The 14,895-nt window shown below is 68.5% G+C and carries 15 protein-coding genes; 13 read left to right on the forward strand and 2 right to left on the reverse strand.

From position 1 onward, the window contains the following. The first annotated feature begins 58 nt into the window (after positions 1-58). From QNJ30_26025 to QNJ30_26050, 6 genes are all read left to right on the forward strand, one after another. A complete protein-coding gene (locus QNJ30_26025) occupies positions 59-901 on the forward strand; it encodes an SDR family oxidoreductase (GenBank protein MDJ0946923.1) in 843 nt (280 codons plus the stop codon). A gap of 10 nt (positions 902-911) precedes the next feature. Beyond that, a complete protein-coding gene (locus tag QNJ30_26030; protein MDJ0946924.1) occupies positions 912-1,586 on the forward strand; it encodes a DUF2927 domain-containing protein in 675 nt (224 codons plus the stop codon). Continuing rightward, positions 1,583-2,146 carry a hypothetical protein gene (locus tag QNJ30_26035; protein MDJ0946925.1) on the forward strand — a complete coding sequence of 188 codons (564 nt, stop codon included), beginning with the start codon at positions 1,583-1,585 and terminating at the stop codon, positions 2,144-2,146. Before QNJ30_26030 ends, QNJ30_26035 begins: the two co-directional genes overlap by 4 nt. A 97-nt stretch (positions 2,147-2,243) precedes the next feature. Further along, positions 2,244-4,316, forward strand: a complete 2,073-nt coding sequence (locus tag QNJ30_26040) for a molybdopterin-dependent oxidoreductase (GenBank protein MDJ0946926.1) — start codon at positions 2,244-2,246, stop codon at positions 4,314-4,316. Between the two features lie 10 nt (positions 4,317-4,326). Continuing rightward, positions 4,327-5,076 (forward strand): VWA domain-containing protein, encoded by a 750-nt coding sequence (locus QNJ30_26045; GenBank protein MDJ0946927.1) that lies wholly within the window; start codon positions 4,327-4,329, stop codon positions 5,074-5,076. A 7-nt stretch (positions 5,077-5,083) separates the two neighbouring features. Then, positions 5,084-5,776 (forward strand): DnaJ domain-containing protein, encoded by a 693-nt coding sequence (locus QNJ30_26050; protein ID MDJ0946928.1) that lies wholly within the window; start codon positions 5,084-5,086, stop codon positions 5,774-5,776. A 21-nt stretch (positions 5,777-5,797) separates the two neighbouring features. On the opposite strand, the gene QNJ30_26055 is transcribed toward QNJ30_26050, so the two are convergent. After that, positions 5,798-6,376, reverse strand: coding sequence for a hypothetical protein (locus QNJ30_26055; protein ID MDJ0946929.1), 579 nt, complete (start codon positions 6,374-6,376; stop codon positions 5,798-5,800). A 279-nt stretch (positions 6,377-6,655) separates the two neighbouring features. On the opposite strand from QNJ30_26055, the gene galU reads away from it, so the two are divergent. The 3 genes from galU to QNJ30_26070 are packed head-to-tail and all read left to right on the forward strand — an operon-like array spanning position 6,656 to position 10,288. Then, on the forward strand, positions 6,656-7,546 hold the full coding sequence (gene galU, locus QNJ30_26060) for a UTP--glucose-1-phosphate uridylyltransferase GalU (GenBank protein ID MDJ0946930.1): 891 nt from the start codon (positions 6,656-6,658) through the stop codon (positions 7,544-7,546). Between the two features lie 25 nt (positions 7,547-7,571). Beyond that, complete coding sequence (locus QNJ30_26065) at positions 7,572-8,912, forward strand: UDP-glucose/GDP-mannose dehydrogenase family protein (protein ID MDJ0946931.1); 1,341 nt, start codon at positions 7,572-7,574, stop codon at positions 8,910-8,912. Continuing rightward, positions 8,909-10,288: a phosphomannomutase/phosphoglucomutase gene (locus tag QNJ30_26070; protein MDJ0946932.1), complete on the forward strand. Its 1,380-nt coding sequence runs from the start codon at positions 8,909-8,911 to the stop codon at positions 10,286-10,288. The genes QNJ30_26065 and QNJ30_26070 overlap by 4 nt, the downstream gene beginning before the upstream one ends. Before the next feature lie 24 nt (positions 10,289-10,312). On the opposite strand, the gene QNJ30_26075 is transcribed toward QNJ30_26070, so the two are convergent. Next, on the reverse strand, positions 10,313-11,980 hold the full coding sequence (locus tag QNJ30_26075; protein MDJ0946933.1) for a serine hydrolase: 1,668 nt from the start codon (positions 11,978-11,980) through the stop codon (positions 10,313-10,315). A 224-nt stretch (positions 11,981-12,204) separates the two neighbouring features. On the opposite strand from QNJ30_26075, the gene QNJ30_26080 reads away from it, so the two are divergent. From QNJ30_26080 to QNJ30_26095, 4 genes are all read left to right on the forward strand, one after another. After that, a complete protein-coding gene (locus QNJ30_26080) occupies positions 12,205-12,954 on the forward strand; it encodes a hypothetical protein (protein ID MDJ0946934.1) in 750 nt (249 codons plus the stop codon). Between the two features lie 203 nt (positions 12,955-13,157). Further along, positions 13,158-13,745 (forward strand): phasin family protein, encoded by a 588-nt coding sequence (locus QNJ30_26085; GenBank protein ID MDJ0946935.1) that lies wholly within the window; start codon positions 13,158-13,160, stop codon positions 13,743-13,745. Between the two features lie 168 nt (positions 13,746-13,913). Beyond that, entirely contained in the window at positions 13,914-14,246 is a 333-nt protein-coding gene (gene clpS, locus QNJ30_26090) for an ATP-dependent Clp protease adapter ClpS (GenBank protein MDJ0946936.1), read from the forward strand. Between the two features lie 7 nt (positions 14,247-14,253). After that, a partial coding sequence (locus QNJ30_26095) for a Clp protease N-terminal domain-containing protein (protein ID MDJ0946937.1) occupies positions 14,254-14,895 on the forward strand: 642 nt, incomplete at its 3' end.

Consider the following 14,895-nt stretch of genomic DNA (forward strand, 5'->3'; position numbering starts at 1 on the left):
CTAGCCCGCTGATGTTTAGAGAGGGCGGGCAGGGCGGCGAAATCAAACAGGAAAAGAGATGTTCGTTTCCGACCTTCTGAAAGACAAGCGCGTCCTGGTCACGGGCGGCGGCACCGGCCTCGGCAAGTCCATGGCCCGCCGCTTCCTCGAGCTCGGTGCCGGGGTGATCCTCCTGGGCCGCCGCGAAGAGGTCCTGGGCGAGACCAAGGCCGAGTTCGACCGGGACTTCGACGGGCGTACCGCGACCGCGTCCTGCGACATCCGCGATCCGGAGGCGGTCGAGGCCACGGTCGGGACGCTCTGGGCCGAGCAGGGCGGGCTCGACGCCCTGGTCAACAACGCCGCCGGCAACATCCTGGCGCCCAGCGAGAGCCTGTCGCATCGGGCGGTCGACGCGGTGCTCGGCATCGTGCTCCATGGCAGCGCCTACATGACCCTGGCCTGCGGCCGGCGCTGGCTCGAGAGCGGGACCGCTGGCAACGTCCTCAGCATCGTCACCACCTACGCCTGGACCGGCTCCGGCTACGTCCTGCCCTCGGCCATGGGCAAGGCCGGCGTCCTGGCCATGACCCGCAGCCTGGCCGTGGAATGGGGCGGCCGCGGCATCCGCCTCAACGCCATCGCGCCGGGGCCCTTCCCGACCGAGGGCGCTTGGTCGCGCCTGGTCCCCAACAAGGAGATCGAGAAGACCTGGCTCAACCGGGTGCCCCTGGGCCGGGTTGGCCGGCACGAGGAGCTGACCGACCTGGCCGCCTACCTGCTCGCCGAGCAGTCCGGCTACGTCAATGGCGAGGTCGTGACCATCGACGGCGGCGAGTGGCTCAAGGGGGCCGGCCAGTTCTCGGTCATGGACCAGCTCAGCGACGAGGAGTGGGCGGCCTTCCGTCCGAAGAAGGGATAGCCACCGCCCGATGGGACTCGCCCCGCGCCGCGCCCTGGCCGCTGCCTTTGCTTGCGCCGTCCTTTCCCTGGCCGCCTGCCAGGCCTCCGAACAGCGCCGGGAGCGGATCTACCGCTTCGTGGACGAGATCTCCTTCGGCGGCCCCCTGGACCCGGTGACGCGGCGCGACCGACGTCTGGCGCGCTGGGACGAGCCTCTGCGGGTGGCCTTCCTCGAAGGGGAGACGCCCGAGCGAATCACTCTGGTCCAGGAGCATCTGGAGGTCTTCACGCGCCTGACCGGGGTGGCCGTCGCCTATCTGGACCAGGGTCAGGACGCCAACGTCACGGTGAGCTTCAAGGCCGATCCCGACTTCCTGGCCAACCGAGAATACGTGCCCTGCTATGTGGGCCTGCGCTCGACCGGCAGGGAGTTGAAGCAGGCCGATATCGAGATCAGCGTCGCGGATCCCGAGCGGGTGCAGCGCTGCGTCGCGCACGAGCTGATGCACAGCTTCGGCTTTCGCTATCATTCTGGGGTTGTGCGCTCGATCCTGTCTCCGGCCCACGACCAGGAGACTTTCAGCGAATGGGATGAACTCGCGGTGCGAATCCTTTATCATCCCTCGGTTGAGGCCGGAATGACCCGGGCCCAGGCCGCGCCCGTCTTCCGGCGCCTGATCGCGGAGCTCTTGGAGGCGTCATGAGTCCCTCGCGCGCCGGCGGGGTCGGCCTGCTGGTTTCCCTGGTCGCCGGGCTCGCCGCCTGTGCGGAGGATCTGGGGCGCGAATGGCAGGCGCTCGACGCCGAGAACAGCGCGATCGTGTTTCGCGCGCCGGGGCTTGAGAACCAAAACGTGAGGTTCATGCGGTCCTACAACGAGCGACAGTCGCTGCTCGTCGAGAACGCCATGTGGGTCGGGCCGAAGGCCCGCCATGCCAAGGCCATGGTGCAGTACTACCGCACCAGCCCGGGCTACCACTTCCGGCGCGACGTCGACCCCCAGGACCTGGTGGAGAGCTCCGAGAGCTTCAAGGACAAGGCGGTGAGCGTCGGTCCCCTGAAGTCCGAGGTGAACGGGCTCGGCCGGATCAGCCATCGAAGCTTCGACTTCGACAACGTCCGCTGCGTCAGTTTCCAGCAGCTCTGGGGGGCCAGCGAAGGCGCCGGGGACCAGCAGGTCGTGGGCTACTACTGCGCGGACCCCGGGCAGCCACTCGACGACGGCGCGATCAAGCAGGTCGTCAAGTCGATCGACATCAGGTAGCCGCTCCTCTCGGCGGCACTGTGGTCGCCGCTGCCGAATTGCGCGCCTTCGGCGCCGGGGATAGATTGTCGGCGGGATCCAAGAAGCGGAAGGAGCCATGCCCGACAGCGCCGCCGTCCAGTTCGTGCAGTCGACCTGCCCGCACGATTGTCCCAGCACCTGCGCGCTCGAGGTCGAGCGGCTCTCGCCGACTCGCATCGGCAAGGTCCGAGGGGCCCGCGACAACCCCTACACGGCCGGCGTGGTCTGCGCCAAGGTCGCGCGCTATGCCGAGCGGGTGCATCACCCTGAGCGCCTGGCGACCCCGCTGCGCCGGGTCGGCGACAAGGGCCGGGGTATCGAGGCCTTCGAGCCGATCGCCTGGGACGACGCCCTCGACCTGGTCGCCGAGGGCCTGCTCAAGGCCGAGCAGAAGCACGGTCCCGAGGCGGTCTGGCCCTACTTCTACGCCGGCACCATGGGCCATGTGCAGCGCGACGGCATCGAGCGCCTGCGCCACGTCAAGGGCTATTCCCGGCAGTGGTCGACGATCTGCGTCATGCTGGCCGAGTCCGGCTGGCTGGCCGGGGTCGGCGCCAAGAAGGGGGTCGACGCGCGCGAGATCGCGCTCTCCGACCTGATCGTGGTCTGGGGCGGCAATCCGGTCAGCACCCAGGTCAACGTCATGACCCACATCGCGCGCGCCAGGAAGACTCGGGGCGCCAAGCTGGTCGTGGTCGATCCCTACCGCACCGGGACCGCCGAGCAAGCCGACCTGCACCTCGCGCTGCGGCCCGGCACCGACGGCGCCCTGGCGGCGGCCGTGATCCACGTCCTGCTGACGGAGGGCTTCGCCGACCGGGGCTACCTGGCGGCCTTCACCGACTGGAGCCCGGAGGTCGAGGCCCATTTCGCCGAGACCACCCCGGCCTGGGCCAGCGCGATCACCGGCCTCAGCGTCGAGGCGATCGAAGGCTTCGCCCGGCTCTACGGCCGCCACAAGCGCAGTTTCATCCGCGTCGGCTACGGCTTCTCCCGCTCGCGTAACGGCGCGGCCAACGTCCACGCCGCGTCCTGCCTGCCCGCGGTCACCGGCGCCTGGCAGGAGGAGGGTGGCGGCGCGCTCTGGGGCAACGGGCCGATCTATCACCTGGACAAGACCCTGGTCGAAGGCCTGGACCGGCTCGATCCCTCGGTCCGGCTCCTCGACCAGTCGCGCTTCGGGCCGGTCCTCACCGGCGACAAGCGGGATCTGGGCGAAGGCCCGCCGGTCACCGCGCTCCTGGTCCAGAACACCAACCCCGCCGTGGTCTGCCCGGAATCGCGCAAGTGCGTGGAGGGCCTGGCGCGCGACGACCTTTTCGTCGCTGTGCATGAGCAGTTCATGACCGACACCGCGGCCTTCGCCGACGTGGTCCTGCCGGCGACGAGCTTTCTGGAGCACGACGACTTCTATACCGCCAGCGGCCACACCTTCTTCCAGGTGACCAAGGCGGTGATCGAGCCGCTGCCGGACTGCCGCTCCAACCACGAAGTCGTCTGCGCCCTGGCCAAGCGCCTGGGGGCCGAGCACCCGGGCTTCGAGATGACGGCCTGGGAGATCATCGAGGCGACCATGGCGGCCTCGGGCCTGCCCGACGCCGAGAGCATCCATCGCGGCCGCTGGCTGGACTGCGCTGAGCCTTTCGAGGAGATGCATTTCCTCAATGGCTTTCCGCAGCCGGACGGCCGCTTCCGCTTCCGTGCGGACTGGGCGGGGGTCGGCCCGGACCATGACGGCATGCCGGCCTTGGCCGGGCATCACGGCAACATCGACGCGCCGGATCCCGAGCACCCCTACCGCCTGGTGGCGGCGCCGGCGCGCAGCTACCTAAACACCAGCTTCACCGAGACTCCAGGATCTCTGAAGCGCGAGCGCCGGCCGGAGGCGATGATCCACCCGGAGACCCTGGCGGCCCTCGGGCTGGCCGAGGGCGATCGCCTGCGCCTGGGCAACCGTCTAGATTCCATCGTGCTCCACGCCCGCGCCTTCGACGGCCTGCAGCCCGAGGTGGTCGTGGTCGAGAGCATCTGGCCCAACGCAGCCTTCGAGGAGGGCCTCGGAATCAACGCCCTGGTCAGCGCCGATCCCGGCCCGCCGCGCGGCGGTGCCGTCTTCCACGACACGGCGATTTGGATCAAACCCGCCTGAAGCGGCGCCCTTGCCTCTGGACCCGGCGCCCCGGGCAGCCTACGTCTTGATTGCTATGGCCAAGGACAAGAGCCTTCAGACCAGTTCCTCCGGCGCCGAGGTCGAGGCCTTTCTGAAGAAGGTCGCCCTGACGGCACGGCCGACCCTCTCCGAGGGACGGGGACGCCTGATCTTCGCCATGGACGCGACCGCGAGCCGGGAGCCGACCTGGGACCGCGCGTGCCATATCCAGGCCGAGATGTTCTCCGAGACCGCCAGCCTCGGCGGCCTGGAGATCCAGCTCGTCTACTACCGGGGATTCCGGGAGTTCAAGGCCAGCCCCTGGGTCGCCGAGGCCAAAGCCCTGCTCCAGCAGATGACCGCCGTCTCCTGCCTGGGCGGCCACACCCAGATCGAACGGGTTCTGCGCCACGCGATCCGCGAGACCAAGGAAAAGAAGGTCGCCGCCCTGGTGTTTGTCGGCGATTGCCTGGAGGAGGACCTCGACCGCCTGGCCAACCTCGCCGGCGAGCTCGGCGTCCTCGGCCTGCCCTGCTTCCTTTTCCACGAGGGTGCCGACCGGACCGCCCGGCGCGCCTTCGAGCAGATCGCCCGCCTTTCGGGCGGGGCTTGCTGCAGCTTCGATTCCGGCAGCGCGCAGCAGCTGAAGGACCTGCTCTCGGCGGTCGCGGTCTTCGCCGCCGGCGGGCGCAAGGCGCTGGCCGACTTCTCGGAGCGCAAGGGCGGCGTGGTTCGCCTGCTGACCCATCAGATCACCTGAGCGGGCTATGTTCACCTACTTCCTTCTGGGACTGGTCCTGGTCGCGGCAGTCTACTTTCTGCTGCGCTGGTTCATCGCCGCGCCGCCGGCGCAGATCCGCAAGGTTCTGCTGGCCGCCGGCCTGGTCCTCGGGCCCGTGCTGCTCGTCGCCCTGGCGCTCGGTGGGCGCCTCACCCTGGCCTCGCTGCTGGTGCCGGCCCTGATTCTGCTGCTGCTGATGCGGCCTTTGAAGCGCATGCAATCCGCCCAGCGCGGGCCGGCGCCCGGGCAGGGCTCGGAAGTGACGACCCGCTTCCTGAAGATGCGGCTCGATCACGACAGCGGCGAGCTCTCCGGCACGGTGCTGGAAGGCCCCTACGCCGGTCGGACGCTGGAGGCGCTCGGCGAAGAGGACCTCTTCGCGTTGTGGCGGCATTGCCTGGCGGAGGACGAGCAGTCCGCACGGATCCTGGAGAGCTACCTGGACCGCCGGCTGGGTGGCGGCTGGCAGTCCGAGGCGGGCGCGCCCGCGGCCGCCTCCGGCGAGCCCATGACCCGGGAGGAGGCCTTCCGGATCCTCGGCCTTGAGCCTGGCGCCGGAACGGAAGAGATCCGCGACGCCTACCGCCGGATGATGCGGCGGCATCACCCGGACCAGGGCGGCTCCGACTACCTGGCCGCGAAGATCAACCAGGCCAAAGCGCTGCTTCTTGGGGATTGACGGCCGCGCGGCGCGGCCGGCTCAGTCGCGTCTCGGCCCGCGGCGCAGGTAGACGACGATCAGGCCGACGAGGAGTCCAAGGGTCGTGAGACCGCCGCCCGCCACGGGCGACGCCGGGGCCGAGACGACGTCCTTCACATGCCGTGCGGCCGTCTCCGCATTCAGACCCGTCAGGAAGCTGTCGCCTTCCTTGAAGAGCTTCACGACGTTCTTCATCAGGTCCGCATCGGTCGGGGTCCTGCCCCGCTGGTCCAGGGCGTTGAGCTCCCGCAGCACGCGGAGGGCCTTGTCTTGAACCCTTTTCAAGTGGGTCTGATGGTCGCCGATCGACTGCGCCGCGGAATAGCGCCGGTCGCGCGGCAGGCTCCAGAGGCCCCGCCGCCGCAGGTCGATGGCATGTCCCATGGAGGCGAGCTCGCGCCGGATGCTCTCGATCCTCGGTCGAAAGGCTTGAACGCGCCGCCAGAAATCATGGTAGAGCATGTCGGTGATCTGCGGCGTCGTGCCCTTTGCGGCGAGCTTGAGTTTCTCCTGGTCGATTGCGACCCGTAGCTGATCCAGGACGGTTTCGATCGTGTTCAAGCGCTGGCCCAGGCTCATGGTCTCGACGCCTTTCCTCTGCCCGACGGTGCCCGCGCTATTCTGGCGGCGGCTCGGCCGGCCGCAACCCGTGATTCTCGTAACGGTCCGCTGGCAGACGCGCCGGCCTTGCGAGATCTCGCCTGCGACCGGGCCTTTCGGCATAGCCTCTAAGGCGAGATCCAGCGGCGCAGGTTGCGGGCCCGGAACCGGAGCGGCCGATCGCTTGTTTCGCCACAGGCGCTATGGCACAACTCCGCCGCCAGCTACCTTTCATCGCGAAGCGGAATCACCCGAGCCATGGCACTCCCCGTCCGCAAGGCGGTGTTTCCCGTCGGCGGCCTCGGCACGCGTTTCCTGCCGGCGACCAAGGCCGTGCCCAAGGAAATGCTGCCGGTCGTCGACAAGCCGCTGATCCAGTACGCCGTCGAAGAAGCCCGTGCCGCCGGAATCGAGGAGTTCATCTTCGTGACCGGCCACGGCAAGACCGCGCTGGAGGACCACTTCGACCGCCACTGGGAGCTGGAGACGACCCTGAACCAGCGCGGCAAGACGCTCGAGATGGGGCTGCTCGCCGAGACCCAGCAGACGGCCGGCTCGGTGGTCTACACCCGCCAGCCGGAGCCCCTCGGCCTCGGGCATGCGGTCCGCTGCGCGGCGAAGCTGGTCGGCGAGGAGCCCTTCGCCGTGCTGCTCGCCGACGATCTGGTGCTCGCCAAAAGGCCCTGTCTCGCCCAGATGGTCGAGGTCCACGCCGAGACTGGCGGCAACGTGGTCGCGGTCATGGACGTGCCTCGCGCACACACGGCCCGCTACGGCGTGCTCGACGTCGTCTCCGACGACGGTCGCCTCGCCAAGGCGCAGGGCCTGGTCGAGAAGCCCAAGCCGGAAGAGGCGCCCTCGACCCTCAGCATCATCGGCCGCTACATCCTCCAGCCCGAGGTCATGACCGAGCTGGACCGGGTCCGCGAGGGCGCGGGCGGCGAGATCCAGCTGACCGACGCACTCGCGGGGACCTTGGACCGGGTCGACTTCTACGGTCTGCGCTTCGAAGGCACGCGCTTCGACTGCGGCGACAAGGCCGGATACCTGGAGGCCAATGTCGCCTTCGCCTTGGCCCGGGACGACCTTCGGGACAAGGCGCGGGAGATCCTGGCGCGCTACGCCACGCCGGGCGGCGCAAAGGGCTGAGGCCGAGAGCCGGAGGAGGACCAGCGTGCGGATCGCGATGATCGGAACCGGCTACGTCGGGCTCGTCTCGGGGGCCTGCTTCTCGGAGTTCGGCATCCATGTCACCTGCGTCGACAAGGACCGGGACAAGATCGCCCAACTGGAGACCGGCGGGATCCCGATCTTCGAGCCCGGCCTGGAGCGCCTGGTTCGCTCCAACGTCGCAGCCGGGCGCCTCGACTTCACCACCGACCTGGGTGCCGCCACCAAGGCCGCGCGCGCCATCTTCATCGCGGTCGGCACGCCCAGCCGGCGGGGCGACGGCTTCGCCGACCTCAGCTACGTCTTTGAGGCGGCACGGGAGGTCGCCGCTCACCTCAACGGCCCGACCGTCATCGTGACCAAGTCCACGGTGCCCATCGGCACCGGACGCAAGGTCGCGGAAGAGATCCGTAAGGTTCGGCCTGACGCCGACTTCGACATGGTCTCCAACCCGGAGTTCCTGCGCGAAGGCTCGGCCATCAACGACTTCATGCGGCCGGACCGGGTCGTGATCGGCGCCGAGACCGAGCGCGCCCGACAGATGATGCGCGAGCTCTACCGGCCGCTGTTCCTGATCGAGACGCCGATCCTCTTCACCGGCCTGGAATCCGCAGAGCTGACCAAGTACGCCGCCAACGCCTTCCTGGCGACCAAGATCACCTTCATCAACGAGATCGCCGACCTCTGCGAGAAGGTCGGCGCCGACGTTCACGACGTCGCCAAGGGCATCGGCCTGGACGGCCGGATCGGCGCCAAGTTCCTCCACCCGGGCCCGGGCTATGGCGGCTCCTGCTTCCCGAAGGACACCCTGGCACTGGTGCGCTCGGCCGAAGAGGTCGGCGCGCCGCTCGCCATCGTCGACACGGTCACGCGCCTGAACAAGGCGCGCAAGGCGCGCATGGCGGAGCGGGTGATCGCGCACTGCGGCGGCTCGGTCGCCGGCAAGACCATCGCGGTCCTCGGCGTCACCTTCAAGCCGAACACCGACGACATGCGCGAGGCCCCCAGCCTCGACATCATCCCCACGCTGCAGGCGGCCGGGGCGGAGATCAGAGCCTATGATCCGGAAGGCATGTCCGAGGCCGGGAAGCTGCTCGAGGGCGTGACCTGGTGCCGGGATGCCTATGACGCGCTGAGGGAGGCCGAAGCCCTGGTGATTCTGACCGAATGGAACGAGTTCCGCGGCCTCGACTTGGTGCGGGTGAAGCAGTCCATGCGCAGACCGGTGATGCTGGACCTCAGGAACATCTACAACCCGGCCGAGATGCTGGCCGCCGGCTTCGATTATGTCTGCGTCGGCCGGCCTTTCGCCTCGACCGGGGCCGGTCCGGAGGTGGCGCCATGAACGGCCATCGCTTTCAGCCCAGCCTGCTGCGCGAATACGACATCCGCGGGATCGTCGGCGAGACCCTGCACGAGGCCGACGCCGGCGCGATCGGTCGGGCCTTCGGCACCCTGGTGCGCCGCGACGGCGGCGCCTGCGTCGCGGTGGCCTACGACGGCCGCCTGTCCTCGCCGGCCCTGGCCGAGGCCGTCGCCGCCGGCTTGAAGGCTTGCGGCCTGAAGGTGCTGCGCTGCGGCCGGGGACCGACCCCGCTGCTTTATTTCGCGGCCCAGCGCCCGGAGGTCCATGCCGGCATCATGGTCACCGGGTCGCACAACCCGCCGGACTTCAACGGCTTCAAGTTTGTCTTCGCCGGCAAGCCCTTCTTCGCCGAGCGGATCCAGGAGCTCGGGGCGATCGCTGAGGCCGGCGACTTCGAGACCGGCGAGGGCAGCGAAGAGACCATTGCGCCGCTCGAGGACTACGTCGCACGCCTGGTCCGGGACTACGACGGCGACCGGCCCCTGAGCGTCGCCTGGGATGCCGGCAACGGGGCCGCGGGCGAGGCGATGGCTAATCTGACCCGGCGCCTGCCCGGACGGCATTTCCTGCTCTACGAGGAGATCGACGGCCGCTTTCCCAACCACCACCCGGACCCGACCAAGGAGGAGAACCTGGCGGACCTGCGCGCGCTGGTCGCCAGGGAGGGCTGCGACCTCGGCGTCGCCTTCGACGGCGACGGCGACCGGATCGGCGTGATCGACGATACCGGACGCGTGCTCTGGGGCGATCAGCTCCTGATCCTCTTCGCCCGCGACGTCCTGCGCGACCACCCCGGGGCGCCGATCATCGCCGACGTGAAGTCGAGCCAGGTCCTCTTCGACGAGATCGCCAAGGCCGGCGGCCGGCCGATCATGCACCGCACCGGGCACGCGCCGATCAAGGCCAAGATGGCCGAGGAGTCCGCGCCCCTGGCCGGCGAGCTCTCGGCGCACATCTTCTTCGCCGACCGCTACTACGGCTACGACGACGCGCTCTATGCGGCGGTCCGGCTGCTCGGGATCCTCAGCCGCTCCGGCCAGAGCCTCTCGGCGATCCGCGCGGCCTTGCCGGCCGTCGTGAACACGCCGGAGCACCGGCTGCACTGCCCGGAAGACCGCAAGTTCGCCGTGGTCGAGGAGGTCGGCGCCCGGCTGCGGGCCGCTGGCGCCGAAGTCAACGACATCGACGGCGTCCGGGTCAGCAGCGCGGACGGCTGGTGGCTGCTGCGCGCGTCCAACACCGAGCCGGCCCTGGTCCTGCGCTGCGAGGCCAGCGACGAGGCCGGCCTGGCGCGCCTCAAGGCCGAGGTGGCGGCGCGGCTCGCGGAGAGCGGGCTGGAGGTCCCGGCCTTCTGACTCGCCGGCGCGGCGCGGCCGCGATCAGTTGGCGGCGACGGAGGTCCGCGCCGGACTGGCCGCGACCTTGGTGCTGCGCCCGACCCGCACGACCATACAGTCGATCTTGAGTGAACGGAGCTTGCGGCAAGCCTGGCGAGCGTTGCGTTTCGACAGGCCGACCAGACGGCTGCGGTAGAGCTTGCCTCGGGCGCCCCGCACGTGGGTCACCGAGACCTCGGCCTCGGCCAGGAGCTTGGGCGCTTTCCTGAAGGCCTTCTGGGCCGCCTTTTGGGCCGGCCGATAGCGGTAGAAGGCGCCGACCTGAACCCCGTAGGCCCCCGGCTTGCGGCGCGGCTCCACGACTTGGTTCTCCAGGGAGGTCCCGGCCTTGGCCGCCGCGATGGTGGCCGGCTTCGAGGGCGGTGTCGGCGCGGCGTCGGCCGGCTTGGCCGTCACCGGCGCCGGCGTTTGGGCCGCCGCGACCGGGTTCCGGTCCGGCTGCGGATCGGCCAGGGGTACGCTCTCGACGGCCACGGGCGGCGGCACGGCCGCATCTGTGGCCAGGGCTCCGGGGCCGGCCAGCGGCTGCGCGGCGAGATCCTCGGCGGTCAAGCTGCCGACCGCCACCTCGGCCTCGGGCCTCTTGCCGTTGTGAGGCTGCCCCGCCTTGAGCTCCGCCAGGAGGGCCTGCGGGTCCAGCCCGGGCCCCGAGCCCGGCGCCGGCGGCCTGAAGGTCGCCACGGTCTCGGTCTCCAGCGAGGTCCCGCCGTGACGTTGCGGCGGGATCGCCGGGGCCGCGGCGGTCGGCAGGGTCGCCCCAGGCGTCACCGGCACCAGGGCGGTTTGGGTCTCGCGCGCTTGGCGGGCGGCCGCGATGGCCGTCGGCTTGCGCGGCGGCGGCGGCGGGTAGGTCTTGGCGATCAGGGTCAGGCGCTTGAAGCCTCGGTCCAGCAAGCTCGCGGTATGGCGGTTGCGGGATCGCGATGTCTTGCCGCCGAAGACCACGGCGATGACCCGGCGGCCATTGCGCACGCTCGAAGCCACGAGGTTATAGCCGGACGCGCGAATGTAGCCGGTCTTGATGCCGTCGGCGCCGGCATAGGTCCGCAGCAGCTTGTTGTGGTTCCGGTACCTGCGCCCGCGGTACTTGAAGCTCTTGGTGCCGAAGTAGTGGTAGTACTGCGGAAAATCCCGGATCAGCGCCCGCGCCAGGGTCGCCATGTCCCGCGCGGTGCTGAGCTGCCGGCGGTTGGGCAGGCCCGAAGCGTTGCGGAAGGTGGTCCGCTTCAGGCCGAGCTTGCGGGCCTTCTTGGTCATCTTCTGGGCGAACTGGCTTTCGGTGCCGCCGATCGACTCGGCCACGACGACGGCCACGTCGTTGGCCGACTTCGTCACCAGAGCCAGGATCGCGTCCTTCACGCGGATCGTCTGGCCCCGGCGCAAGCCCAGCTTGGAGGGCGGCATCCCCGCGGCCCGGCGTGAAACCCTAAGGCCCTGATTCAGCTTGAGCCGGCCCTTCTCCAAGGCGTCGAAGACCATGTAGAGGGTCATCATCTTGACTAGAGAGGCCGGATGGTTGCGGGTGTTGCTGTTCTTGGCGTGCAGGACTTCGCCGGTCTCGGCGTCAATGACGACCGAGGCGTATTTCGCCTGCGCCGGTGCGGCCGTCAGAAGAGCGGCGCCCGCGACCAGAAGGCAGACCAGAGCCAAGGCGACGACGCGCGTCGCAGGGCCAAAACGGATAACGCCGTCACCTGAGATAGTGGTCAAGTGCCAGTCCCCGAAAACCGCCGAATCGCTAAAAGACGCCGAAACTCTAAGCAATTCTGGATTCGCTGTCCAGAAATGGCGTTCTAGCTTCGAACAAAATGGTTAACCATTCTCTAGTCTCGTGAGATGTTCTAAAGATGACATACGCTCCAAGGCGTCAAGATATGCCGAAGAAGGCGCCTAGGCGCTTCCGAATTCTGCGCCGCGTCGGATCCGTCGCCGGGGTTACGGGCGGTCTGCTCCTCGTGGCCTGCGTCTACGAGGGTGCGATCGATTCCCCCGCGACCCAGAAGTTCACCTGGTTCAGCTACGTCAGCGGCGACGATATCCGTGCCGACTGCGAGCCCGGCAGCCCCGAGACCTATCGTTTTGTCTACAATGCCCGCTATGACGAGCAGATCCGCAGCTACGAGGTGCTGGTCGACGAAGCCGAGGGGAGCGCCTCGATCACTGCCCGGGCCCAGGGCAAGGCGTCGATCTCGACCCTGCGGCTCGACGACATCCTGGCCCCCTGGCGGTGGAAGAAGGCGCAGAGCCGGCTGGACGGCCAGGAGATGTCGCAGCTGCGCGAGGCCCTGGCCGAGGCCGGGTTCTACGGCCGGCCGGAGGTCGGGCTGGAGCTGAACTCCAAGGCCTTCTACTGGGCCGTGGTCGGTTGCATTGAGGGTAACTTCTACTACGGGGGCTGGCAGGATCCCGCCGCGTCCTTCAAGGACCTGCGCTTTCCGGCGATGCTCTTGGACCAGGACGGCACCGGCCTGGCGGTCAACCCGCCGCGGCCCCTGGACCCGATCGAGCTCGGGCGCTCGAACGGACCCGCTCAGGACCGGGGCGGAGACATCCCGCGCTTCCTGATCACGGTGGGCGAGGACGGCCTCGAGGGCGGCGGCCTGGGGCTGCGCGACCCCTTCTGACCCCGGGCGGGACCGGGCCGGCCGCAAGCCAGGAGCAAGCCGCCAAGAGCCTCAAATACGGGTCAAAATTTCTTTTGTTGCAGTGCACAATAATCCTTGACTTCGGGCTTGTCCGGTCTAATTATTGGGCCATGCTGCAACGCAGCAATGGATAGATCGCCGACCCGGTGGCTGCACTGGGTCCGAAGCAGGAGGAAGCCAGTATGGCCGTCAGGAAGAGCACCGCCGCGAAGAAGCCCAGGGCCGCGGCGCGGAGCACCCAGAAGAAGACCGAGACTGTCGTAGCGGCGGGCACCGAGGTGGCGCAGAGCGTCGTCGACGCCGGCGTCGAGACCGTCGAGGCCGCCGTTAAGACCGGCACTGAAGCCGCCGCTCAGAACGTGGAGCGGGCGGTGACGACTACCAACGCGCAGGTCAAGAAGGCCTCCAAGGCGATGTTCGCCGGCTATGGCGACTTCTCGGCCATGAGCCAGGAGAACATCGACGCCGTGGTCAAGGCCGGGCAGATCATGGCCGTCGGCATGGAGAGCGTGAGCCGCGAGCTGATGAGCTTCGCCAAGGCCCATGCCGAGGCCAACGCTGCCGCGGCGACCAAGATGTTCAGCGCCAAGACCATGCAGGAAGCCATCGACCTGCAGAACGCCTACGCGCGCGAGAGCTTCGACAAGGCGGTCGCGGAGACCGGCAAGCTGACCGAGATGTCGGTCAAGTTCGCCACTGACGCCTTCGCGCCGATTCAGAGCCGCGTCAACGTCACGGTCGAGAAGCTGCTGAAGCCGACCGCCGTCTGACGCTTTGTCCACAGATTATGGACGACCGGGCCCGGATCCAGCATCCGGGCCCTTTTTTTGCTTCCATCACCCCTTTTCCCCATCCGGTAAAATCCAATATGATTCGCAGGATGCGGCGTCGAGCGGCGCGGCATCCTTTGTTAACGGTGCCGTCAGACAATCGCGGATATGACCGACAAGCGCAAAGATCAGGGCCCGGACAATGGGAACGCCACCGGCGTCGTCGTCGAAAGCAAGCCCAGGACCAAGAAGCCGTCGATGTACAAGGTCCTGATGCTGAACGACGACTACACGCCGATGGAGTTCGTCGTTCACGTTCTGGAACAGTTCTTTTGCAAGAACCGCGAAGAGGCCACGCAGATCATGCTCCACGTCCATCGGCGGGGCGTGGGCATCTGTGGCGTCTACACCTATGAGGTGGCTGAGACCAAGGTGACCCAGGTGGTCGATTACGCGCGTCGCCACCAGCACCCCCTTCAATGCACTCTGGAGAAGGAATAGGCCTCCCGTGTTATCGAGCAACCTGGAACAGACCCTTCACCGAGCCCTGGCCGCGGCCAACGAGCGGCGTCACGAGTACGCCACGCTCGAACACCTCATGCTGGCGCTGACCGAGGATCCGGACGCGGTCGCGGTCCTGCGCGCCTGCGGGGTCGAGCTCGACCGCCTGCGCAGTGATCTGCTGGACTACATCGACAACGAGCTGTCCAACCTGATCACGGCCCAGCCGGGCGACGCCAAGCCGACGGCGGGCTTCCAGCGGGTCCTCCAGCGCGCCGCGATCCACGTCCAATCCTCGGGGCGGGAGGAAGTCACCGGCGCCAACGTCCTGGTCGCGATGTTCTCCGAGCGGGAGAGCCATGCCGTCTACTTCCTGCAGGAGCAGGAGATGAGCCGCCTCGACGCGGTCAACTACATCAGCCACGGCATCGCTAAGGTCCAGGGCCAGACCCAGGAGCGCACCGTTCACGGCGCCGACGAGGACGTGGCGGCCGAGAACGTCGTGCGCCGGGGCCACGAGGCGCTGGACTCCTACTGTGTTGATCTGAACAAGAAGGCGCGGGACGGGAAGGTTGATCCGCTGATCGGTCGAGAGCTTGAGATCGAGCGTACGATCCAGGTTCTGTGCCGTCGGACGAAGAACAACCCG

The sequence above is a fragment of the Kiloniellales bacterium genome, assembly GCA_030066685.1.
In the GTDB taxonomy this organism is placed as follows: Bacteria; Pseudomonadota; Alphaproteobacteria; order Kiloniellales; family JAKSBE01; genus JAKSBE01.